Annotated in this window: 14 protein-coding genes; 7 read left to right on the top strand and 7 right to left on the bottom strand. The window is 34.6% G+C overall.

Features of this window, described 5'->3' with window-relative positions:
* Window positions 1–430: 430 nt before the first annotated feature.
* The 3 genes from B0A57_RS10380 to B0A57_RS10370 all read right to left on the bottom strand — a co-directional run bounded on the left by B0A57_RS10380 (window position 431) and on the right by B0A57_RS10370 (window position 4,984).
* Entirely contained in the window at window positions 431–2,851 is a 2,421-nt protein-coding gene (locus B0A57_RS10380; protein ID WP_034099005.1) for a ribonucleoside-diphosphate reductase subunit alpha, read from the bottom strand.
* A gap of 338 nt (window positions 2,852–3,189) precedes the next feature.
* Entirely contained in the window at window positions 3,190–4,167 is a 978-nt protein-coding gene (locus B0A57_RS10375) for a ribonucleotide-diphosphate reductase subunit beta (protein WP_011962627.1), read from the bottom strand.
* 247 nt (window positions 4,168–4,414) lie between these two features.
* Window positions 4,415–4,984, bottom strand: coding sequence for a DUF3109 family protein (locus B0A57_RS10370; RefSeq protein WP_011962628.1), 570 nt, complete (start codon window positions 4,982–4,984; stop codon window positions 4,415–4,417).
* Between the two features lie 225 nt (window positions 4,985–5,209).
* On the opposite strand from B0A57_RS10370, the gene B0A57_RS10365 reads away from it, so the two are divergent.
* From B0A57_RS10365 to B0A57_RS10355, 3 genes are read left to right on the top strand one after another with little or no spacing between them, the layout of a single operon-like run.
* The gene (locus B0A57_RS10365) at window positions 5,210–5,788 is read left to right on the top strand and encodes a MarC family protein (RefSeq protein ID WP_011962629.1); all 579 of its coding nucleotides are present in this window, start codon (window positions 5,210–5,212) and stop codon (window positions 5,786–5,788) included.
* 38 nt (window positions 5,789–5,826) lie between these two features.
* Window positions 5,827–6,030, top strand: a complete 204-nt coding sequence (locus B0A57_RS10360) for a hypothetical protein (RefSeq protein ID WP_011962630.1) — start codon at window positions 5,827–5,829, stop codon at window positions 6,028–6,030.
* Window positions 6,030–6,638 (top strand): FAD-dependent oxidoreductase, encoded by a 609-nt coding sequence (locus B0A57_RS10355; RefSeq protein ID WP_011962631.1) that lies wholly within the window; start codon window positions 6,030–6,032, stop codon window positions 6,636–6,638. The genes B0A57_RS10360 and B0A57_RS10355 overlap by 1 nt, the downstream gene beginning before the upstream one ends.
* Window positions 6,639–6,683: 45 nt before the next feature.
* Here the strand turns inward: B0A57_RS10355 and B0A57_RS10350 are convergent, their stop codons facing one another.
* The 3 genes from B0A57_RS10350 to B0A57_RS10340 form a co-directional block, all read right to left on the bottom strand.
* On the bottom strand, window positions 6,684–8,258 hold the full coding sequence (locus B0A57_RS10350; protein ID WP_011962632.1) for a S41 family peptidase: 1,575 nt from the start codon (window positions 8,256–8,258) through the stop codon (window positions 6,684–6,686).
* 73 nt (window positions 8,259–8,331) lie between these two features.
* Window positions 8,332–8,760, bottom strand: coding sequence for a deoxycytidylate deaminase (locus B0A57_RS10345; RefSeq protein WP_011962633.1), 429 nt, complete (start codon window positions 8,758–8,760; stop codon window positions 8,332–8,334).
* 180 nt (window positions 8,761–8,940) lie between these two features.
* Complete coding sequence (locus B0A57_RS10340; protein WP_011962634.1) at window positions 8,941–9,534, bottom strand: HupE/UreJ family protein; 594 nt, start codon at window positions 9,532–9,534, stop codon at window positions 8,941–8,943.
* Between the two features lie 144 nt (window positions 9,535–9,678).
* On the opposite strand from B0A57_RS10340, the gene B0A57_RS10335 reads away from it, so the two are divergent.
* Window positions 9,679–10,110, top strand: coding sequence for a tellurite resistance TerB family protein (locus B0A57_RS10335; protein WP_011962635.1), 432 nt, complete (start codon window positions 9,679–9,681; stop codon window positions 10,108–10,110).
* Between the two features lie 45 nt (window positions 10,111–10,155).
* Here B0A57_RS10335 and B0A57_RS10330 read toward each other — a convergent pair whose 3' ends face one another.
* Window positions 10,156–10,980 (bottom strand): universal stress protein, encoded by an 825-nt coding sequence (locus tag B0A57_RS10330; protein WP_011962636.1) that lies wholly within the window; start codon window positions 10,978–10,980, stop codon window positions 10,156–10,158.
* 182 nt (window positions 10,981–11,162) lie between these two features.
* On the opposite strand from B0A57_RS10330, the gene rimP reads away from it, so the two are divergent.
* The 3 genes from rimP to infB are packed head-to-tail and all read left to right on the top strand — an operon-like array spanning window position 11,163 to window position 15,841.
* A complete protein-coding gene (rimP, locus tag B0A57_RS10325) occupies window positions 11,163–11,627 on the top strand; it encodes a ribosome assembly cofactor RimP (RefSeq protein WP_034099002.1) in 465 nt (154 codons plus the stop codon).
* Window positions 11,628–11,642: 15 nt separating this feature from the next.
* The gene (gene nusA, locus B0A57_RS10320; protein ID WP_011962638.1) at window positions 11,643–12,884 is read left to right on the top strand and encodes a transcription termination factor NusA; all 1,242 of its coding nucleotides are present in this window, start codon (window positions 11,643–11,645) and stop codon (window positions 12,882–12,884) included.
* Between the two features lie 53 nt (window positions 12,885–12,937).
* Entirely contained in the window at window positions 12,938–15,841 is a 2,904-nt protein-coding gene (infB, locus tag B0A57_RS10315; protein WP_034099000.1) for a translation initiation factor IF-2, read from the top strand.
* Window positions 15,842–16,111: the final 270 nt, after the last annotated feature.

Raw genomic sequence — 16,111 nt, 5'->3', positions numbered from 1 at the left:
AACTTTAAATGGTATTATTTATTGTGTGTAGTTTGTGATGATTGAACAGCCTAATTTTTTGTATAATGCAATGGCTTCTGGTTAATTGGTGTCTGTTTTTAAATTTGGTTTGAGGTGTTTTTTTGCTTCTTGGTGCGCTCTTATATTTTTTAACAAAATATGATTGGATTTTTTTTTAATTAGGTGGTTTTTTAATTTTTTTTCTTTAAAATTAAAACGGTATGGTATTGATAATAGATGAATTTGAATGCTAAAGTTAGATGAAGTAATTGCAGGTTGGTTTGTTTTGAAGCGAAATGTGTTTTAGCCCCGATTGCAGTGGAAATCCTTTTTGAGGCTTTTCGCCGATAAAAAGATTGTAACGGAAAGCGGGAAATAGCTCCTAAAAAAAACAGCTGTCATAAAATTATGACAGCTGTAATTGTTTTGTTTATGATCCGCACATTTCGCAATCTTCTGGGGTGGCATTTTTTGCTAGTTGGATCATGGCGCTATATTCTTCGTTTGTCATGGTTTTGGTTTGCGGTTCGACCTCGGTTAAGGTTGTTTGTTGTTTTACTTCGATGGTAATTGGTTCGGCTTTTTTGTCGTTATTTAAGGTAAATTTTATTGCATCGACTGCTGCTTTTGTTCTTAAATAGTACATTCCTGTTTTTAATCCTGATTTCCAAGCATAAAAGTGCATTGAGGTAAGTTTCGAATAATTAGCGTCTTGCATAAACAAGTTTAATGATTGCGATTGATCTACAAAATAGCCTCTTTGGCGTGACATGTCGATAATGTCTTTCATAGACATTTCCCAAACGGTTTTGTATAATTCTTTTAGGTCTTGCGGGATGTTTAGTTTTTGCACTGAGCCGTTTTCTCGCATTAATTGTTGTTTCAAGTCTTCTGTCCACAAACCACGTTCTACTAAGTCGTTTAGTAAATGTTTGTTTACCACAATAAATTCGCCAGATAAAACACGACGTGTATATATGTTTGATGTGTATGGTTCGAATGCTTCGTTATTTCCTAGAATTTGTGAAGTAGATGCAGTTGGCATTGGTGCTACTAAAAGAGAATTTCGAACGCCGTTTTTCATTACTTCTTTACGTAAGCTTGCCCAGTCCCAACGACCAGAGAGCTCTTCGTCTTTTAATCCCCAGAGGTTGTATTGAAATTCTCCTTGCGAAATTGGAGAACCTGCAAAGGTAGAATATGGTCCTTCTTCTATTGCCATTTCCATAGATGCGGTTACGGCTGCAAAATATAAAGTTTCGAAAATTTCTTGATTTAGCTTTTTTGCTTGGTCACTTGTAAAGGGCAAACGCAACATGATAAAAGCATCTGCCAAACCTTGTACACCTAAACCAATTGGGCGGTGGCGTTTGTTAGAGTTTTCACCTTCTTTTACTGGATAATAATTCCTGTCGATAACTTTGTTTAGGTTTCTGGTTACTCGTTTGGTTACGGTAAATAATAAATCGTGGTTGAAGGTTCCGTTTTCGATAAACATTGGCAACGAAAGTGATGCTAGGTTGCAAACTGCAATTTCGTCTTTCGAGGTATATTCCATAATCTCGGTACATAAATTCGAGGACCGAATGGTTCCTAGATTTTTTTGATTCGATTTTCTGTTTGCTGCATCTTTATACAGCATATATGGTGTACCAGTTTCTATTTGCGATTCTAGAATTTTTTCCCACAACTCGTGTGCTTTGATCGTTTTTCTGCCTTTTCCAGCTTTCTCATAATTGGTGTACATTTTTTCGAATTCTTCGCCGTACACGTCATATAAACCAGGACATTCGTTAGGACACATTAAAGTCCAATCGCCATTTTCTTCGACACGTTTCATAAACAAATCAGATGTCCACATGGCAAAGAATAAGTCCCTTGCACGCATTTCTTCTTTACCTGTATTCTTTTTCAAATCTAAAAATTCGAAAATATCAGCATGCCAAGTTTCTATGTAAATGGCAAAACTTCCTTTACGCTTTCCTCCACCTTGATCTACATAACGAGCTGTATCGTTAAAAACACGTAACATGGGTACAATCCCGTTCGATGTTCCGTTGGTGCCACGAATATATGATCCTGTTGCACGAACATTGTGAATAGATAATCCTATTCCTCCAGCCGATTGCGAAATTTTTGCGGTTTGTTTCAAAGTGTCGTAAATCCCGTCGATACTATCATCTTGCATTGCTAAAAGAAAACAAGATGACATTTGCGGTTTTGGCGTTCCTGCATTAAATAGGGTTGGCGTAGCGTGTGTAAAAAACTTTTTCGACATTAAGTCGTAAGTTTCTATTACCGATTTTAAATCATTTAAATGAATTCCAACAGAAACACGCATTAACATGTGTTGCGGACGCTCTACTATTTTTCCGTTTATTTTTAATAAATAAGACCGTTCTAGGGTTTTGAAACCAAAATAATCGTAATTAAAATCTCTTGTATATATAATATGTGAATTTAAAAACGCAGCATTTTCTTGGATAACAGTATGTACTTCTTCCGACAAAAGCGGCGCTTCCTGCCCATTTCTAGGATTTACATAATGATACATTTCGTTCATCGTTTCCGAGAAAGATTTGTTCGTATTAGAGTGCAAGTTCGAAATGGCAATTCTCGCCGCTAGTTGCGCATAATCTGGATGTGCAATAGTCATAGAAGCCGCAGTTTCTGCTGCTAAGTTGTCTAATTCTGATGTAGCAACACCATCGTAAAGCCCTTCTATTACTCGCATAGCTACTTTTACAGCATCTACTAAATCGTTCAATCCGTAACACAATTTTTTAATTCTTTCTGTAATTTTGTCGAACATTACAGGCTCTTTGTGTCCATCTCTTTTTATTACGTACATAATTTTGTTGTTTTGTGAAAAAGCAAATCCCTTTACCTTTTCGATTTATTTGTAATCTATTTTTGAAGCCATTCCCGCTATCCGTTCCAATCTTTTGTTTTTTAAAGAAAAAAACAAAAGGATTTCCACTTCTATCGGGGCTAAGCTAGTTTTCAGGTTTTGGGCTTTACTGAAAATCTTGGGTTTTATTTGGTTGTGTTTTTTTATGTATATAATCTATAAAAAACAGCGAAATTTAAAAAAAAATAGATTAAAAAGGATTGCTTTATCTGTTCTCTAGTTTCGCCTGTTTTGTTGTTTATCACATCAAAAAAAAAATCTGGGCAACAAAAATTTATCTAAAAATCAGCATCAAAACTAATTTTTTGCGCTTCAGAATCCGTATTCATAACCCCTGCTTTTTGGTATTCGGCAACTTTCTTCTCGAAGAAATTTGTTTTTCCTTGCAACGAAATCATATCCATAAAATCGAAAGGATTTGCGGTGTTATATTCTCTATCACAACCCAATTCTACTAGCAATCTATCGGCAACAAATTCTAAATATTGCGTCATTAATACTGCATTCATTCCAATTAGAGAAACAGGCAATGATTCTGTAATAAATTCTCTTTCAATATTTAAAGCATCTACAATAATGCTTCTAATTCTTTCTTTTGGTACTTTATTTACTAAGTGATGGTTGTGCAAGTGCACTGCAAAATCACAATGAACACCTTCATCACGAGAAATTAATTCGTTCGAAAAGGTTAATCCGGGCATTAATCCACGTTTTTTTAACCAATAAATAGAACAAAATGCACCAGAGAAGAAAATCCCCTCAACGGCTGCAAATGCAATTAAGCGTTCTGCAAACGAATCAGATTCTATCCATTGCAAAGCCCAATCTGCTTTTTTCTTAATGGCAGGAAAAACCTCTAAGGCATTAAACAATTCGTCTTTTTCAACTTCATCTTTTACATAAGTATCAATAAGAAGAGAATATGTTTCAGAATGAATGTTTTCCATCATGATCTGAAAGCCATAAAAGAATTTTGCCTCAGCGTATTGCACTTCGTTGACAAAGTTTTCTGCTAAATTTTCGTTTACAATCCCGTCTGATGCGGCGAAAAATGCTAAAATGTGTTTTACAAAATAGCGCTCATCGTTAGATAACTTGTTATTCCAATCGTTTAAATCTTGCGACAAATCAATTTCTTCAGCAGTCCAGAAACTAGCTTCCATCGATTTATAAAACTCCCAAATATCATGGTGTTTTATCGGAAAAATCACAAAGCGATTTTTGTTTTCTTGTAAAATAGGTTCTACGAAAGACATAATATATTGGTTTTTATTGTATTATAAAAATGATTTTTCTAACTATTAAAGAGTACAAAGATTAGGATTTGAATCTATAAAAGAAAGATATAGTTATTCACAATTGCCTTGAGTTTTTAACAAAGTATATTTTTGTAAATATTTTCTGTTAAATTATTAAGTAACTGAAAAACAGTATTTTATAAATTTTAAAAAAGCAAAATAATTGTAAAATAAGGGGTTTTGTTTTGAACTTAAAGGCTAAAAATTATTCGTTTTTTAACTCTTCGGCAACTTTTTCTAGCTCTGTATACCAGTTTTGTCCAAAACGACGCACGAGGGCTTCTTTTACAAATTTGTAAACCGGAACTTCGAGTTCTTTTCCTAAAGAGCAAGCTGGAGAACAAATGTCCCATTTGTCATAATTTACAGCTGCAAATTCTGTAAAATCTTTAACACGAATTGGGTACAAATGACAAGAAACGGGTTTTTTCCAATCGATGATTCCCTGATTGTAGGCTTGTTCGATACCGCAAAGTGCAGTTTTGCCATCGAAAATAACATAAGCACAATCTTTATTGTCTATCAATGTGGTTTCTAGTGTTCCGTCTGTTCCTATAACCGATGTTCCTAGCGCTTCGATAGCAGCGATGCCTTCTTTGCGGAGAAATGGTTTTACTTTTGGATATATTTCTTCTAGGATTCTAACTTCGTCTTCTAATAAAGGTGCGCCAGCATCGCCATCGACACAACAAGCGCCTTTACAAGCTGATAAGTTGCATACGAATTCTTTTTGAAGAATGTCTTCTGATACTATGGTTTTACCTAGTTGGAACATATTATTTTTTTGAGGCAAATATAGTGCTAATGTTACAGTATTGCAATGCTAATTTATAAATGATGTTTGCCAGAATGCCCTGTGAAGTATTGAGGCTTTGTTAGCGTTCTTTGCTTTTTTAGCAAAACAAACTGCCGAAAGCCCAGCTCAATCTCGTTCTAAAAGAGGAGGTTGGGGCACGCCAAAAAAAATAATTGTTTATATTTGCATCAAATTTTGAAAATTATGTTTGATATAAGTCTGAAAGAAATTGTTACAGTAGGTATGGTGCTTTTTGCAGTAATTGATATTATTGGTAGTATTCCAATTTTGGTTGATTTGCGAAGTAAACACGGGCATATTGAGTCTGAAAAAGCATCTATTGTTGCTTGTTTTATTATGATTTCTTTTCTTTTTGCTGGAAAAGAGTTGTTAAATTTGATTGGTATTGATGTAAATTCGTTTGCTGTTGCAGGTTCGTTTGTCTTGTTTTTTTTGGCATTAGAAATGATTCTTGGTATTAGATTGTATCGTGACGAGGAAGCAAAAAGTGCCTCTATTGTTCCTATTGCTTTTCCGCTTGTTGCCGGTGCTGGGAGTATGACGACCTTATTGTCTTTGAAATCGCAGTATCATGATATTAATATTATTCTAGCTATTTTGCTGAATATTGTAATTGTTTACGGGGTTTTAAAATCGGCAGGGAAAATAGAAAAAATGCTTGGTTCTACTGGTTTGGGAATTATTAGAAAAGTGTTTGGGGTTGTTTTATTAGCTATTGCTGTTAAATTATTTGCGGCTAATGTTAAAGGCTTGTTCCTGTAAGCTAAATTTTAGTATTTTTGACCTATAAATAATTTGACATGAAAATTTTTACTTATATTATTATTGCCTTAGCTATTGTTTTTATTGGCATTAATATGACCAGACTGGATTTTAATAATTTGCTTGAAGGGGAAAGCCTTATTGCGATTATAGGTATTATTTCTATAATTTGTGCGGTAGTTATTTTGCTTATTTTTAGATTGTCTAAATCGATCGAAGATAAATTAAAAAACCAAGAATAATGTTTGATGTTTTAATTGTTGGCGGCGGGGTTTCGGGTGTTTCGTGCGCTTTAATTTTAGGTTCTGCTTATAAAAAAGCATTTGTTCAGGATAAGAATATTGTTGTTATTACGCATCAAAAAACATCGTCACTTCAAGAGGCTGTTTTTTATAATGCTTATGGTATTAGTTCTGGAAAATTAGGATCTGAAATTCTTACCGAAAGTATTCAGCAATTGCAAAAAAATTATCCTCATGTAACACAAATAGAAGACGAAAAAGTGGTTTCTGTTGCTGGCCAAGCGGGTAATTTTGTGGTTGTTACCACTAAAAACACTTATCAAACTAGAATTATTGTTATTGGGATTGGTTCTTCTAATTTGTTTTCAATTGATGGTTTGCAACAATATATTGAGCCACACAATAAATCATTGGCAGAAAAAAACAGGATTCAATTACAAAATACGGATCAAAAAGTGGCTAATGGAATTTATGTTGTTGGTACTTTAGCTGGTCACCGAAGTCAGCTTGCAATTGCTGCTGGAAGTGGGGCTGCGGTTGCCACCGATATTCTTACTTTGTGGAATAATGGTGTTGAAACCCATGTGCATGATAGTATAAAGAAATAGTTTTTATTTGACAAAGATTAAAAACAATAAAAAACGTAGAAATCTTTAATTTTTCAAAGCCTCCTTAACCATCGCATCCTCTTTTAGTACGACTTGATAATACTGGTTTTCGCCTAATAATTGTCGACAAAATTCGGCAGTAATATAGCGTTTTATGTATTTTTTACTTGAATTTAAATTGATAAATGAATCATTTAACTCGATTCTTTTTTTAAATTTATTATAATATAAATCCGAAGTTTCTATTTTAGTGATGATTTGACGCAGATTTAGGTTAACAAACTGGTTTCTGTATATATCTAATTCTTTAAAAACAAAATTAGAAACCAAGCCCGACTGCATTATCATAGGGATTACTTCGTTTCCTTTTGCAGATTCTAGTGGCACGAAAACATCGGGCACAATACCACCACCCCCGTAAACAATTCTGCCTTTTGGGGTTTTAAATTTTAAAGTATCTGCTATTTTTATACTGTCTTTTGCGTACAATTCGCCGTTTTTGTAACGGTTTGTAAACTCGTTTATATATTCTTGGTTTCCGTTTTTATATGATTTCTGGATAGATCTTCCTGTTGGGGTGTAATATCTGGCAATGGTTAGTCTGACTGTGCTTCCGTCTTCGAACGGCATTTCTCTTTGCACCAATCCTTTTCCGAAAGAACGGCGGCCAACAACCAAACCTCTGTCGTTATCTTGTATGGCGCCTGCGAGAATTTCGCTTGCTGAGGCAGAGTTTTCGTTTATCAATAACGTTACTTTTCCGTTCTCGAAAACACCATCGGTTGTGGCAAAAGTTTTGTCGATATGTTTTTTCTTGTTTTTGGTAAAAACAATGAGTTTGTTGTCTTTTAGGAATTCATCGGCAATAGAAACAGCTTGGTCTAGATAACCGCCTCCATTATCTCGAAGGTCTATAACTAGTGCGTTTGCGCCTTGTTTTACTAACTTATTTAGTCCAATTTTAAATTCTTTGTAGGTTGTTTCGGCAAAGCGATTTATTTTTATATATCCTGTTTTTTTATTGAGCATAATAGCAATATCGATGCTTTTTAGGGCAATGGTATTGCGAATGACTTTTAGGTCGAATTTTTTGTTTGTCGATTTTCTAAAAATTGTTAGAATTACTTGGGAGTTTGGTTCTCCTTTTAGTTTTGAATACAATTTTTCGGTGGTGATTTTTTTGCCAAAAATTTTTTCGTTATTGGCTGATAAAATTCTGTCGCCTGGTTTGATTCCTGCTTTTTCTGAGGGACCATTTTCTATGGGTTTGATGACTGCAATGGTATCGTTATCGATAAAAAAATTGATTCCAATGCCTACAAAACCGCCTTTCATGCTCTCGGCAATGCCTTGCGCTTCGTTTTTTGCTATATATACTGAGTGTGGGTCGAGTTTTTCTAGTATTCCGTTTACGGTTTGGTTTACAATCGAATCGGTGTTTACATTATCTACATATTCGTCATTAATGAAGTCGATGAGTTTGTTGAGTTTTTGCTTGGTTTGGTTTTGGGTATTTAGTTTTGCGGTAACGGGAATTCTAACAAATATACCGCCTAACAAAAAGCCAATTGCTATTGCGGCAAAAATGAGTAACGGAAAATATACTTTATCGACTTTCATTTAGAAAATTATGAATAGGGGTAATTTGCTTTTTTTTGCCACAGATTTTGCCAGATTAAAAGGGTGAGTTTAATTATTCTATTTCTTCGATTTGCTCTACCAGAACGCCTGCTTTTTCTAGAAATTCTAATCCTGAATTGTCTTTGTAGTCTTCTAGGTATACAACTCTTTTTATTCCTGATTGGTGTATTAGCTTGCTGCATTCTTTGCATGGCGAGAGTGTTATATATAGGGTTGCGCCTTCGCAGCTTTGTGTAGAACGAGCTACTTTGAGTATGGCGTTTGCTTCTGCATGAAGGATATACCATTTTGTAGTGCCGTCTTGTTCTTCGCAACAATTTTCGAAACCTGATGGGGAGCCATTGTAGCCATCGGAAATTATCATTTTGTCACGTACAATGATGGCGCCTACTTGCTTGCGGTTGCAATAGGAAAGTTTGCTCCATTCTTTTGCTAATCGCAAATAGGCTTTATCATATTTGTTTTGTTTTATTTCTTTCATGGGTTACAAAAGTAGGTGTTTTTTGTTGTTTTTTATTTGCAAAAATTAAAGGGGTTTTTCTTATAGCCCTGATTGTAATGGAAATCCTTTTGCTTTTTCTTTTAAAAAAGCAAAAGATTGCAATGGAAAGCAGGAATAGGGTTGGCAAGAATGCCCAAGCTTTTTGCTCCTAATGATAAATTATCTTCCCCAAACTGGGTTTTGTATGAGTAGGGGTACGACTACTCCTATTATGAATGCCGACATGACGAGTGTCCAGTCTCTTTTGGAGAATCTGAAAACGGTTTGTGCTATGTAGGATATGATTAGTATTAGGATAACGACTATTATTTGGGCGGTTTCTATTCCTAATGCGAACTCTGATAGTGGTAATAGTTTTTGGGTGGCGTTTCCTGGTAGTATGGTTTTGAAATAGTTAGAAAAGCCTAATCCGTGTATGATTCCGAAGAATAGTGTTATAAAAGAGAGTAGGCTAATTCCTTCTCCTTTGTTGTTTTTTCCTGCTGTAAATAGGTTGAATAATGCTACTAGAAGGATTGTAATGGGGATTATAAATTCTATTAGATTGGCTTTTACATAAAGTATGCCAAATACAGATAGTACTAGGGCTAGTGTGTGTCCTAGTGTGAATAGTGAAATGAGTAATAGTAGTCTTCGCCAGTCTTTGAAGGCGTATGGGACGGTTAGTGCAATTAGAAATAAAACATGGTCGTATGCACTTATATTAAGTACGTGTTTTAGTCCGATGTTAAAATATAACCAGAATTCTGACATTATTATATGGTTTAGATTTATCAAACTTACAAATTATTTTTTAGGTATTGGTTTTTTAAATTTGTTTCTCTGTTAAAGTATTTTAAAATGATTTCGAAAAAAATGTAGAAATGAGTATATTTGTAGAAATATAAAACCAATATTATGTCTTTTTCAGATTTATTCGACAGCGAATTTAAAACAAGAAATAAAGGTCATTTTTCTGCCATTGTTCGTGTAGCAATTGCCGATGGTGATTTGAGTGCAGAGGAGAAACAATTTTTAGATAAGCTAAAAATACGTTTAGAGATTTCTGATGCAGAATATGATGAGATTTTAGAAAACCCTCTAAAATATCCTATTAATCCGCCAGTATTGCATTCTCAGAGATTAGAGCGTTTGTATGATTTGTCTAGAATGGTTTATGCGGATCATGTTCTTGGGCCTAAACAGAAGGAAGTTTTGACTAAGTTTGCTTTAGCTTTGGGTTTTACGCCTGGGAATGTAAATTATATTGTAGATAAGGCTTTGTCTCTTCTGTTGTTAGATGTTGATTTAGATACGTTTTTGTACGAAATACAACATATGAATAAATAATATAAAAGCCCCTTTATAGAAAAATAAAGGGGCTTTTTTTAAGATCTAAATTTTAAATGTTATAATTGGTTTTGTGGCATGGTTTACAATTCCTTCTGCAAGGCTTCCGTTAAAGAAATGCGCTAACCCTTTTCTGCCGTGAGTAGATATTCCTATCAAATCAGCTTTTACACTATTTGAAAATTTAAGAATTCCTTTTTCGACACTGGTTTCGTTATATATATGAGTTTGAAAGTCATTTATCTTAAAGTTAGAAACAAAATTTGCCATTTTTTCCTCGGCAGTACTTGTAGGGACAAACTGATTAGGGGTGTTTATGGTAACCAAATGTAATTTAGCACCGAAATTATTTGCAAAGTTTACAACTTCTTGAAAAGGTTTTTTAATTTCATCAGAGAAATCAGACGCAAACACAAAATTATTAATAGCAAAATCGTTGTCTTCTTCTTTTATGATTAGAACGGGGATTTCGGAATTTCTAACTACTTTTTCGGCATTAGACCCTACAAACATTTCTTTAAATCCACTTGCGCCATGAGATCCCATTACTACTAAATCGATATCATGCGCTTTGCTTATTTTTAGAATACCGTCAAAAGCCAATTCGAACTGAATAATTTCGGAAACTGCAATTTCAGAAAGATAATCTTGCGCCATCAAATCTTCTAGTTTTTGTAACACGGCATTTTTAAAAAACATCACTTCAGGAATTTCTCTGCCTTGAGAAACGGCATCGCTGTTTTGTTGTGGCAACTCAAGCATGTGAACTAATAATATTTCGCTGTTATTTTTTTTAGCAATTTGTGCCGCTACTTTAAGGGCGTGCTCGGCATTTTTAGAAAAGTCAGTTGGGACTAAAATTCGTTTCATAATGTTCTTTTTTAATTTTGTATTGTCTTGGTTCGTTTAGAAATTAAAACTTTAATAAAGATAAGAAATTATTTAACACTATACAAAATTTTGTAAATTAAAAAAAAGTAGTATATTTGCACATTATTAAGTATTTATATCTAAATAATGAGGGAAGCATTGCTTCCCTCTTTTTATAAAACATGGCATTTAAAGAGAAAGTAAAAGAGTTGTTAGAACAAGGGTTGGCAGAGTATCCAAACTTATTTTTAATCGATCTAAATATTAATGATTCGAACAAAATCATTATAACATTAGACGGCGATAATGGCGTTCAATTACAAGATTGTATTAACATTAGTCGTTCTATAGATAATAATTTAGATAGAGAAGAAGTAGATTTTGCGTTAGAAGTTGCTTCAGCAGGAGTTTCGTTACCGTTAAAATTAGTGCGTCAATACAAAAAAAATATTGGAAGAACGTTAAAAATAAAAACGGCTACACAAACTATCGAAGCATTGCTTTTAGAGGTTTCAGACCAAGACATTACAGTCGAATGGAGTTCGCGAGAGCCAAAAAAGATAGGGAAAGGAAAAGAAACGGTAGTGCATAACGAAAAAATCGCTTACGCGGTAATTCAAGAGGCTATAGTTATAATCATATTTTAAATTAAAAGAGTTGGCATGGAGAATTTAGCATTAATAGATTCATTTTCAGAATTTAAGGACGACAAATCGATAGATCGTCCAACGCTCATGGCGATTTTAGAAGATGTGTTTAGAAACGCATTGAAGAAAAAATACGGTTCAGACGATAATTTTGATATTATTATTAATCCTGATAAAGGAGATATGGAAATCTGGCAAAGAAGAGTAATTGTAGCCGATGATGATTTAGATTTAGATCACCTTGAAATTACACTTACCGATGCAAGAAAAATAGAGCCAGATTTCGAAATTGGTGAAGAAGTATCTGAAGAAGTAAAATTAATAGACCTAGGAAGAAGAGCCATTTTAGCATTACGCCAAAATCTTATTTCAAAAATTCACGAACATGACAATACAAATCTTTACAAACAATTTAAAGATTTAATTGGAGATATATACACTGGAGAAGTTCATCACGTGCGTCCAAGAGTAGTAATACTTGTAGATGACGAAGGAAATGAAATTATTTTACCAAAAGAAAAACAAATCCCGTCTGACTTTTTCCGTAAAGGAGATAACGTTCGTGGAATTATTGAAAGTGTCGAACTAAAAGGAAATAAGCCTCAAATTATTATGTCTAGAACCTCAGAAAAGTTTCTAGAAAAATTATTTGAGCAAGAAATACCAGAAGTATTCGACGGATTAATCATGGTAAAAAATGTTGTTCGTATTCCTGGTGAAAAAGCAAAAGTAGCTGTCGATTCTTACGATGATCGTATAGATCCAGTAGGTGCTTGTGTGGGGATGAAAGGATCACGTATTCACGGAATTGTTCGCGAATTAGGAAACGAAAATATAGATGTAATTAACTATACGACTAACACTCAATTGTATATTACAAGAGCACTAAGTCCAGCAAAAGTATCTTCTATTAAAATAAATGAAGAAACAAAACGTGCCGAAGTTTTCTTGAAATTAGAAGAAGTTTCAAAAGCAATTGGTCGTGGCGGGCACAACATCAAACTAGCAGGTCAGTTAACTGGTTATGAGCTTGATGTAATTAGAGAAGGAACCGTAGCGGCAGATGATGATGTAGAATTAACAGAATTCTCAGACGAAATTGAAGCTTGGGTTATCGAAGAATTTGCAAAAATTGGCTTAGATACTGCAAAAAGTATCCTAAGTCAAGATGTAAACGACTTGGTAAGAAGGACTGATTTAGAAGAAGAAACTATTCTCGAAGTAGTTAAAATATTGAAAGAAGAATTTGAAGAGTAAATTCTTGATTAGCATGCGCATACCACAATAAAAAGATAATATAAAAAGATTTTATGTCTGAAGGTACAATAAGAATAAACAAAGTTTTAAGGGAATTTAATATCTCGTTAGAAAGAGCCGTAGATTATCTAAAGGATAAAGGACACGTAATCGAGTCTAATCCTAATACGAAAATCTCTGACGAAGTGTATAATGTCCTGTCTAATCAATTTGCTGGAGACAAAGGAAACAAAGATGCTTCAAAAGAAGTTGGCGAAGAAAAACGAAAAGAAAAAGAAGCTTTGCGTGTAGAACGAGAAAACGAAATAGAAGAAAAACGCAAAGTCGATGAAGAGCGCCAACGCCAAGAAGTAATCAGAGCAAAAGCTGTTGTAACTGGACTTAAACAAGTTGGAACAATCGATTTATCTGCCAAATCGGTTATTAAACCAACAATTATTCCTGGGGTAAAAGCGGAAGCAAAGGCAGAGGTGAAAACTGAAGCAAAGGTCGAAGCGAAAACTGAGGTGAAAGTCGAGGTAAAAGTCGAGCCAAAAGCAGAAATGCCCGTTGCGAAAACTCCTGAAAAATCAGAACAACCAAAGCAGCATGTTGCAAAAGAAACTCTAGTAAAAGAGAAAATTTTTGCAAAAGAACCTGCTAAAAATGTAGCAAAACCAATTGTCGGAAAAACACCAGAAGCAACTTCAAAACCTTCAGTTGAAGACGCGCCAGTAGATGAGACACACGAAACCAAATACACCAAACTTACAGGTCCTACTTTTTCAGGTCAAACTATAGACTTATCGCAGTTTAATAAGCCAAAAAAGATTATCGAACCTAACAAAGGTGGTGCCAAACCAGCAGGTGCAGGTAACAACAATAATAATAAAAACAAACGCAAAAGAATTCCTACCAAACCAGGTGAAGCAAATGCAACCCCTAGAGTGCCAGGAACAAACTTAATTAGACCCAATACAGGAGGTAATGCAACTGGAGGAGGATTTAATCGCGCAAACAAACCCGGATTTGTAAAAGGAGCAAGACCTGCAATTGTACCTAAAGTTGAACCAACTGAAGAGGATGTAAAAAACCAAATCAAGGAAACGCTAGAACGTCTACAAGGAAAAGGAAATAAATCTAAAGCGGCAAAATACCGTCGTGACAAAAGAGATACGCACCGTCAGAAATCTGATGATGAACAAAGAGAATTAGAAGCAGGAAGCAAAACGATAAAAGTAACAGAATTTGTTACCGTTGGTGAGGTTGCCACCATGATGGACGTGCCAATTACTAAAGTAATCGGAACTTGTATGTCACTTGGAATTATGGTTACGATGAACCAGCGTTTAGATGCAGAAACATTAACAATTGTTTGTGATGAGTTTGGATTTGAAGTAGAATTTATCACAACCGATCTTGAAGAAAACATCGAAGTTGTCGAAGACTCAGCCGAAGATTTAGTACATCGTGCACCGATTGTTACCGTAATGGGTCACGTCGATCACGGAAAAACATCGTTATTAGATTATATTCGTAAAACAAATGTAATTGCAGGAGAGTCAGGAGGAATTACACAACATATTGGTGCTTACGGAGTAGAATTAGAAAACGGTCAAAAAATCGCATTCTTAGACACACCAGGTCACGAAGCGTTTACCGCGATGCGTGCACGTGGAGCTCAAGTTACCGATATAGCAATTATTGTAGTTGCAGCCGATGACGATATTATGCCTCAAACAAAAGAAGCAATATCTCACGCACAAGCAGCAAATGTGCCAATCATTTTCGCTATCAATAAGGTAGATAAGCAAAATGCTAATCCAGAAAAAATTAAGGAAAAATTAGCAGCCATGAATTTCCTAGTCGAAGACTGGGGAGGAAAATACCAATCGCAAGATATATCTGCAAAAACAGGTATTGGTATGAAAGAATTATTAGAAAAAGTATTGCTTGAAGCAGAAGTTTTAGACCTGAAAGCAAACCCAAATAAACCAGCAACAGGAACAGTTGTTGAAGCATTCCTTGACAAAGGTCGTGGATACGTATCAACAGTTTTAGTACAAGCAGGAACAATGCGTGTAGGAGATTATATCCTTGCAGGTAAAAATCATGGAAAAATCAAAGCCATGCAAGATGAGCGTGGAAATAACGTTACCGAAGCAGGACCATCTACACCAATATCTATATTAGGTTTGGCTGGCGCACCAACAGCGGGTGACAAGTTCAATATTTTTGCAGACGAAAGAGAAGCGAAAGCCATTGCAGCAAAACGTACACAATTAATGCGTGAACAATCAGTTCGAGTACAACGTCATATTACACTTGATGAAATAGGTCGTCGTATCGCACTTGGACAATTTAAAGAATTGAACATTATCCTTAAAGGAGACGTAGATGGTTCGGTAGAAGCATTATCAGATTCATTCTCAAAATTATCAACACCAGAAATACAAATCAACATCATTCACAAAGGAGTTGGAGCTATTACAGAAACTGACGTTATGTTGGCTTCGGCATCTGATGCGATTATCATTGGATTTAATGTGCGTCCAGCAGGAAACGCTAAACAATTAGCCGAAAAAGAAGAAATAGATATTCGTCATTATTCTATTATCTACGCAGCCATCGACGATTTACGTGATGCAATGGAAGGTATGCTATCTCCAGAAATGAAAGAAGAAATTACTGGTCTTGCAGGCGTTAGAGAATTGTTTAAAATATCTAAAGTAGGTACAATTGCAGGGTGTATGATTACCGATGGTAAAATACTTAGAGCAAACAAAGTTCGTGTAATTCGTGATAATGTAGTAATTCATACAGGTGATATTATTGCACTTAAACGCTTCAAAGACGACGTAAAAGAAGTAGCAAAAGGTTACGATTGTGGTATTCAAATAAAAGGTTTCAACGAAATCGAAATAGATGATATTATAGAAGGCTTTACAGAAGTTGCCGTAAAACGTAAACTGAAATAGTATTTTATACTTTAAAACAAAAAAACCTCGATTCGTCGAGGTTTTTTTGTTTTTTATGATTATTAAATGTCCTAAGCTTTTTTCAATAAACCTTCAACTTATTTTTAAAACCATTTGTGTTTTTTATATAGTCCAATTTGAGTTAAAAAAAACATATCCGTAATCACAAGCTTTCTAAACAACATTTTTCTCTAAAGCAATTACCTATTCAGACATAAATAGCTTATATTATCTATGGTTTTACAGAATTTGTTATACCATTTAAAGTTT

This window comes from Flavobacterium psychrophilum DSM 3660 = ATCC 49418, assembly GCF_002217405.1.
Taxonomy (GTDB): Bacteria; Bacteroidota; Bacteroidia; order Flavobacteriales; family Flavobacteriaceae; genus Flavobacterium; species Flavobacterium psychrophilum.
The sequence above is the reverse complement of the archived record's forward strand: the minus strand, read 5'-3'. Positions and strand labels throughout refer to the sequence as shown.

Excerpts from the sequence above, each read along its gene's own strand:
- B0A57_RS10350 (WP_011962632.1), bottom strand. The coding sequence starts at position 8,258 with ATGAAAGTCGATAAAGTATATTTTCCGTTACTCATTTTTGCCGCAATA.
- nusA (WP_011962638.1), top strand. The coding sequence starts at position 11,643 with ATGGAGAATTTAGCATTAATAGATTCATTTTCAGAATTTAAGGACGAC.
- B0A57_RS10365 (WP_011962629.1), top strand. The coding sequence starts at position 5,210 with ATGTTTGATATAAGTCTGAAAGAAATTGTTACAGTAGGTATGGTGCTT.
- B0A57_RS10335 (WP_011962635.1), top strand. The coding sequence starts at position 9,679 with ATGTCTTTTTCAGATTTATTCGACAGCGAATTTAAAACAAGAAATAAA.
- B0A57_RS10355 (WP_011962631.1), top strand. The coding sequence starts at position 6,030 with ATGTTTGATGTTTTAATTGTTGGCGGCGGGGTTTCGGGTGTTTCGTGC.
- B0A57_RS10370 (WP_011962628.1), bottom strand. The coding sequence starts at position 4,984 with ATGTTCCAACTAGGTAAAACCATAGTATCAGAAGACATTCTTCAAAAA.
- B0A57_RS10360 (WP_011962630.1), top strand. The coding sequence starts at position 5,827 with ATGAAAATTTTTACTTATATTATTATTGCCTTAGCTATTGTTTTTATT.
- rimP (WP_034099002.1), top strand. The coding sequence starts at position 11,163 with ATGGCATTTAAAGAGAAAGTAAAAGAGTTGTTAGAACAAGGGTTGGCA.
- B0A57_RS10340 (WP_011962634.1), bottom strand. The coding sequence starts at position 9,534 with ATGTCAGAATTCTGGTTATATTTTAACATCGGACTAAAACACGTACTT.
- B0A57_RS10380 (WP_034099005.1), bottom strand. The coding sequence starts at position 2,851 with ATGTACGTAATAAAAAGAGATGGACACAAAGAGCCTGTAATGTTCGAC.
- B0A57_RS10330 (WP_011962636.1), bottom strand. The coding sequence starts at position 10,980 with ATGAAACGAATTTTAGTCCCAACTGACTTTTCTAAAAATGCCGAGCAC.
- B0A57_RS10345 (WP_011962633.1), bottom strand. The coding sequence starts at position 8,760 with ATGAAAGAAATAAAACAAAACAAATATGATAAAGCCTATTTGCGATTA.
- B0A57_RS10375 (WP_011962627.1), bottom strand. The coding sequence starts at position 4,167 with ATGTCTTTCGTAGAACCTATTTTACAAGAAAACAAAAATCGCTTTGTG.
- infB (WP_034099000.1), top strand. The coding sequence starts at position 12,938 with ATGTCTGAAGGTACAATAAGAATAAACAAAGTTTTAAGGGAATTTAAT.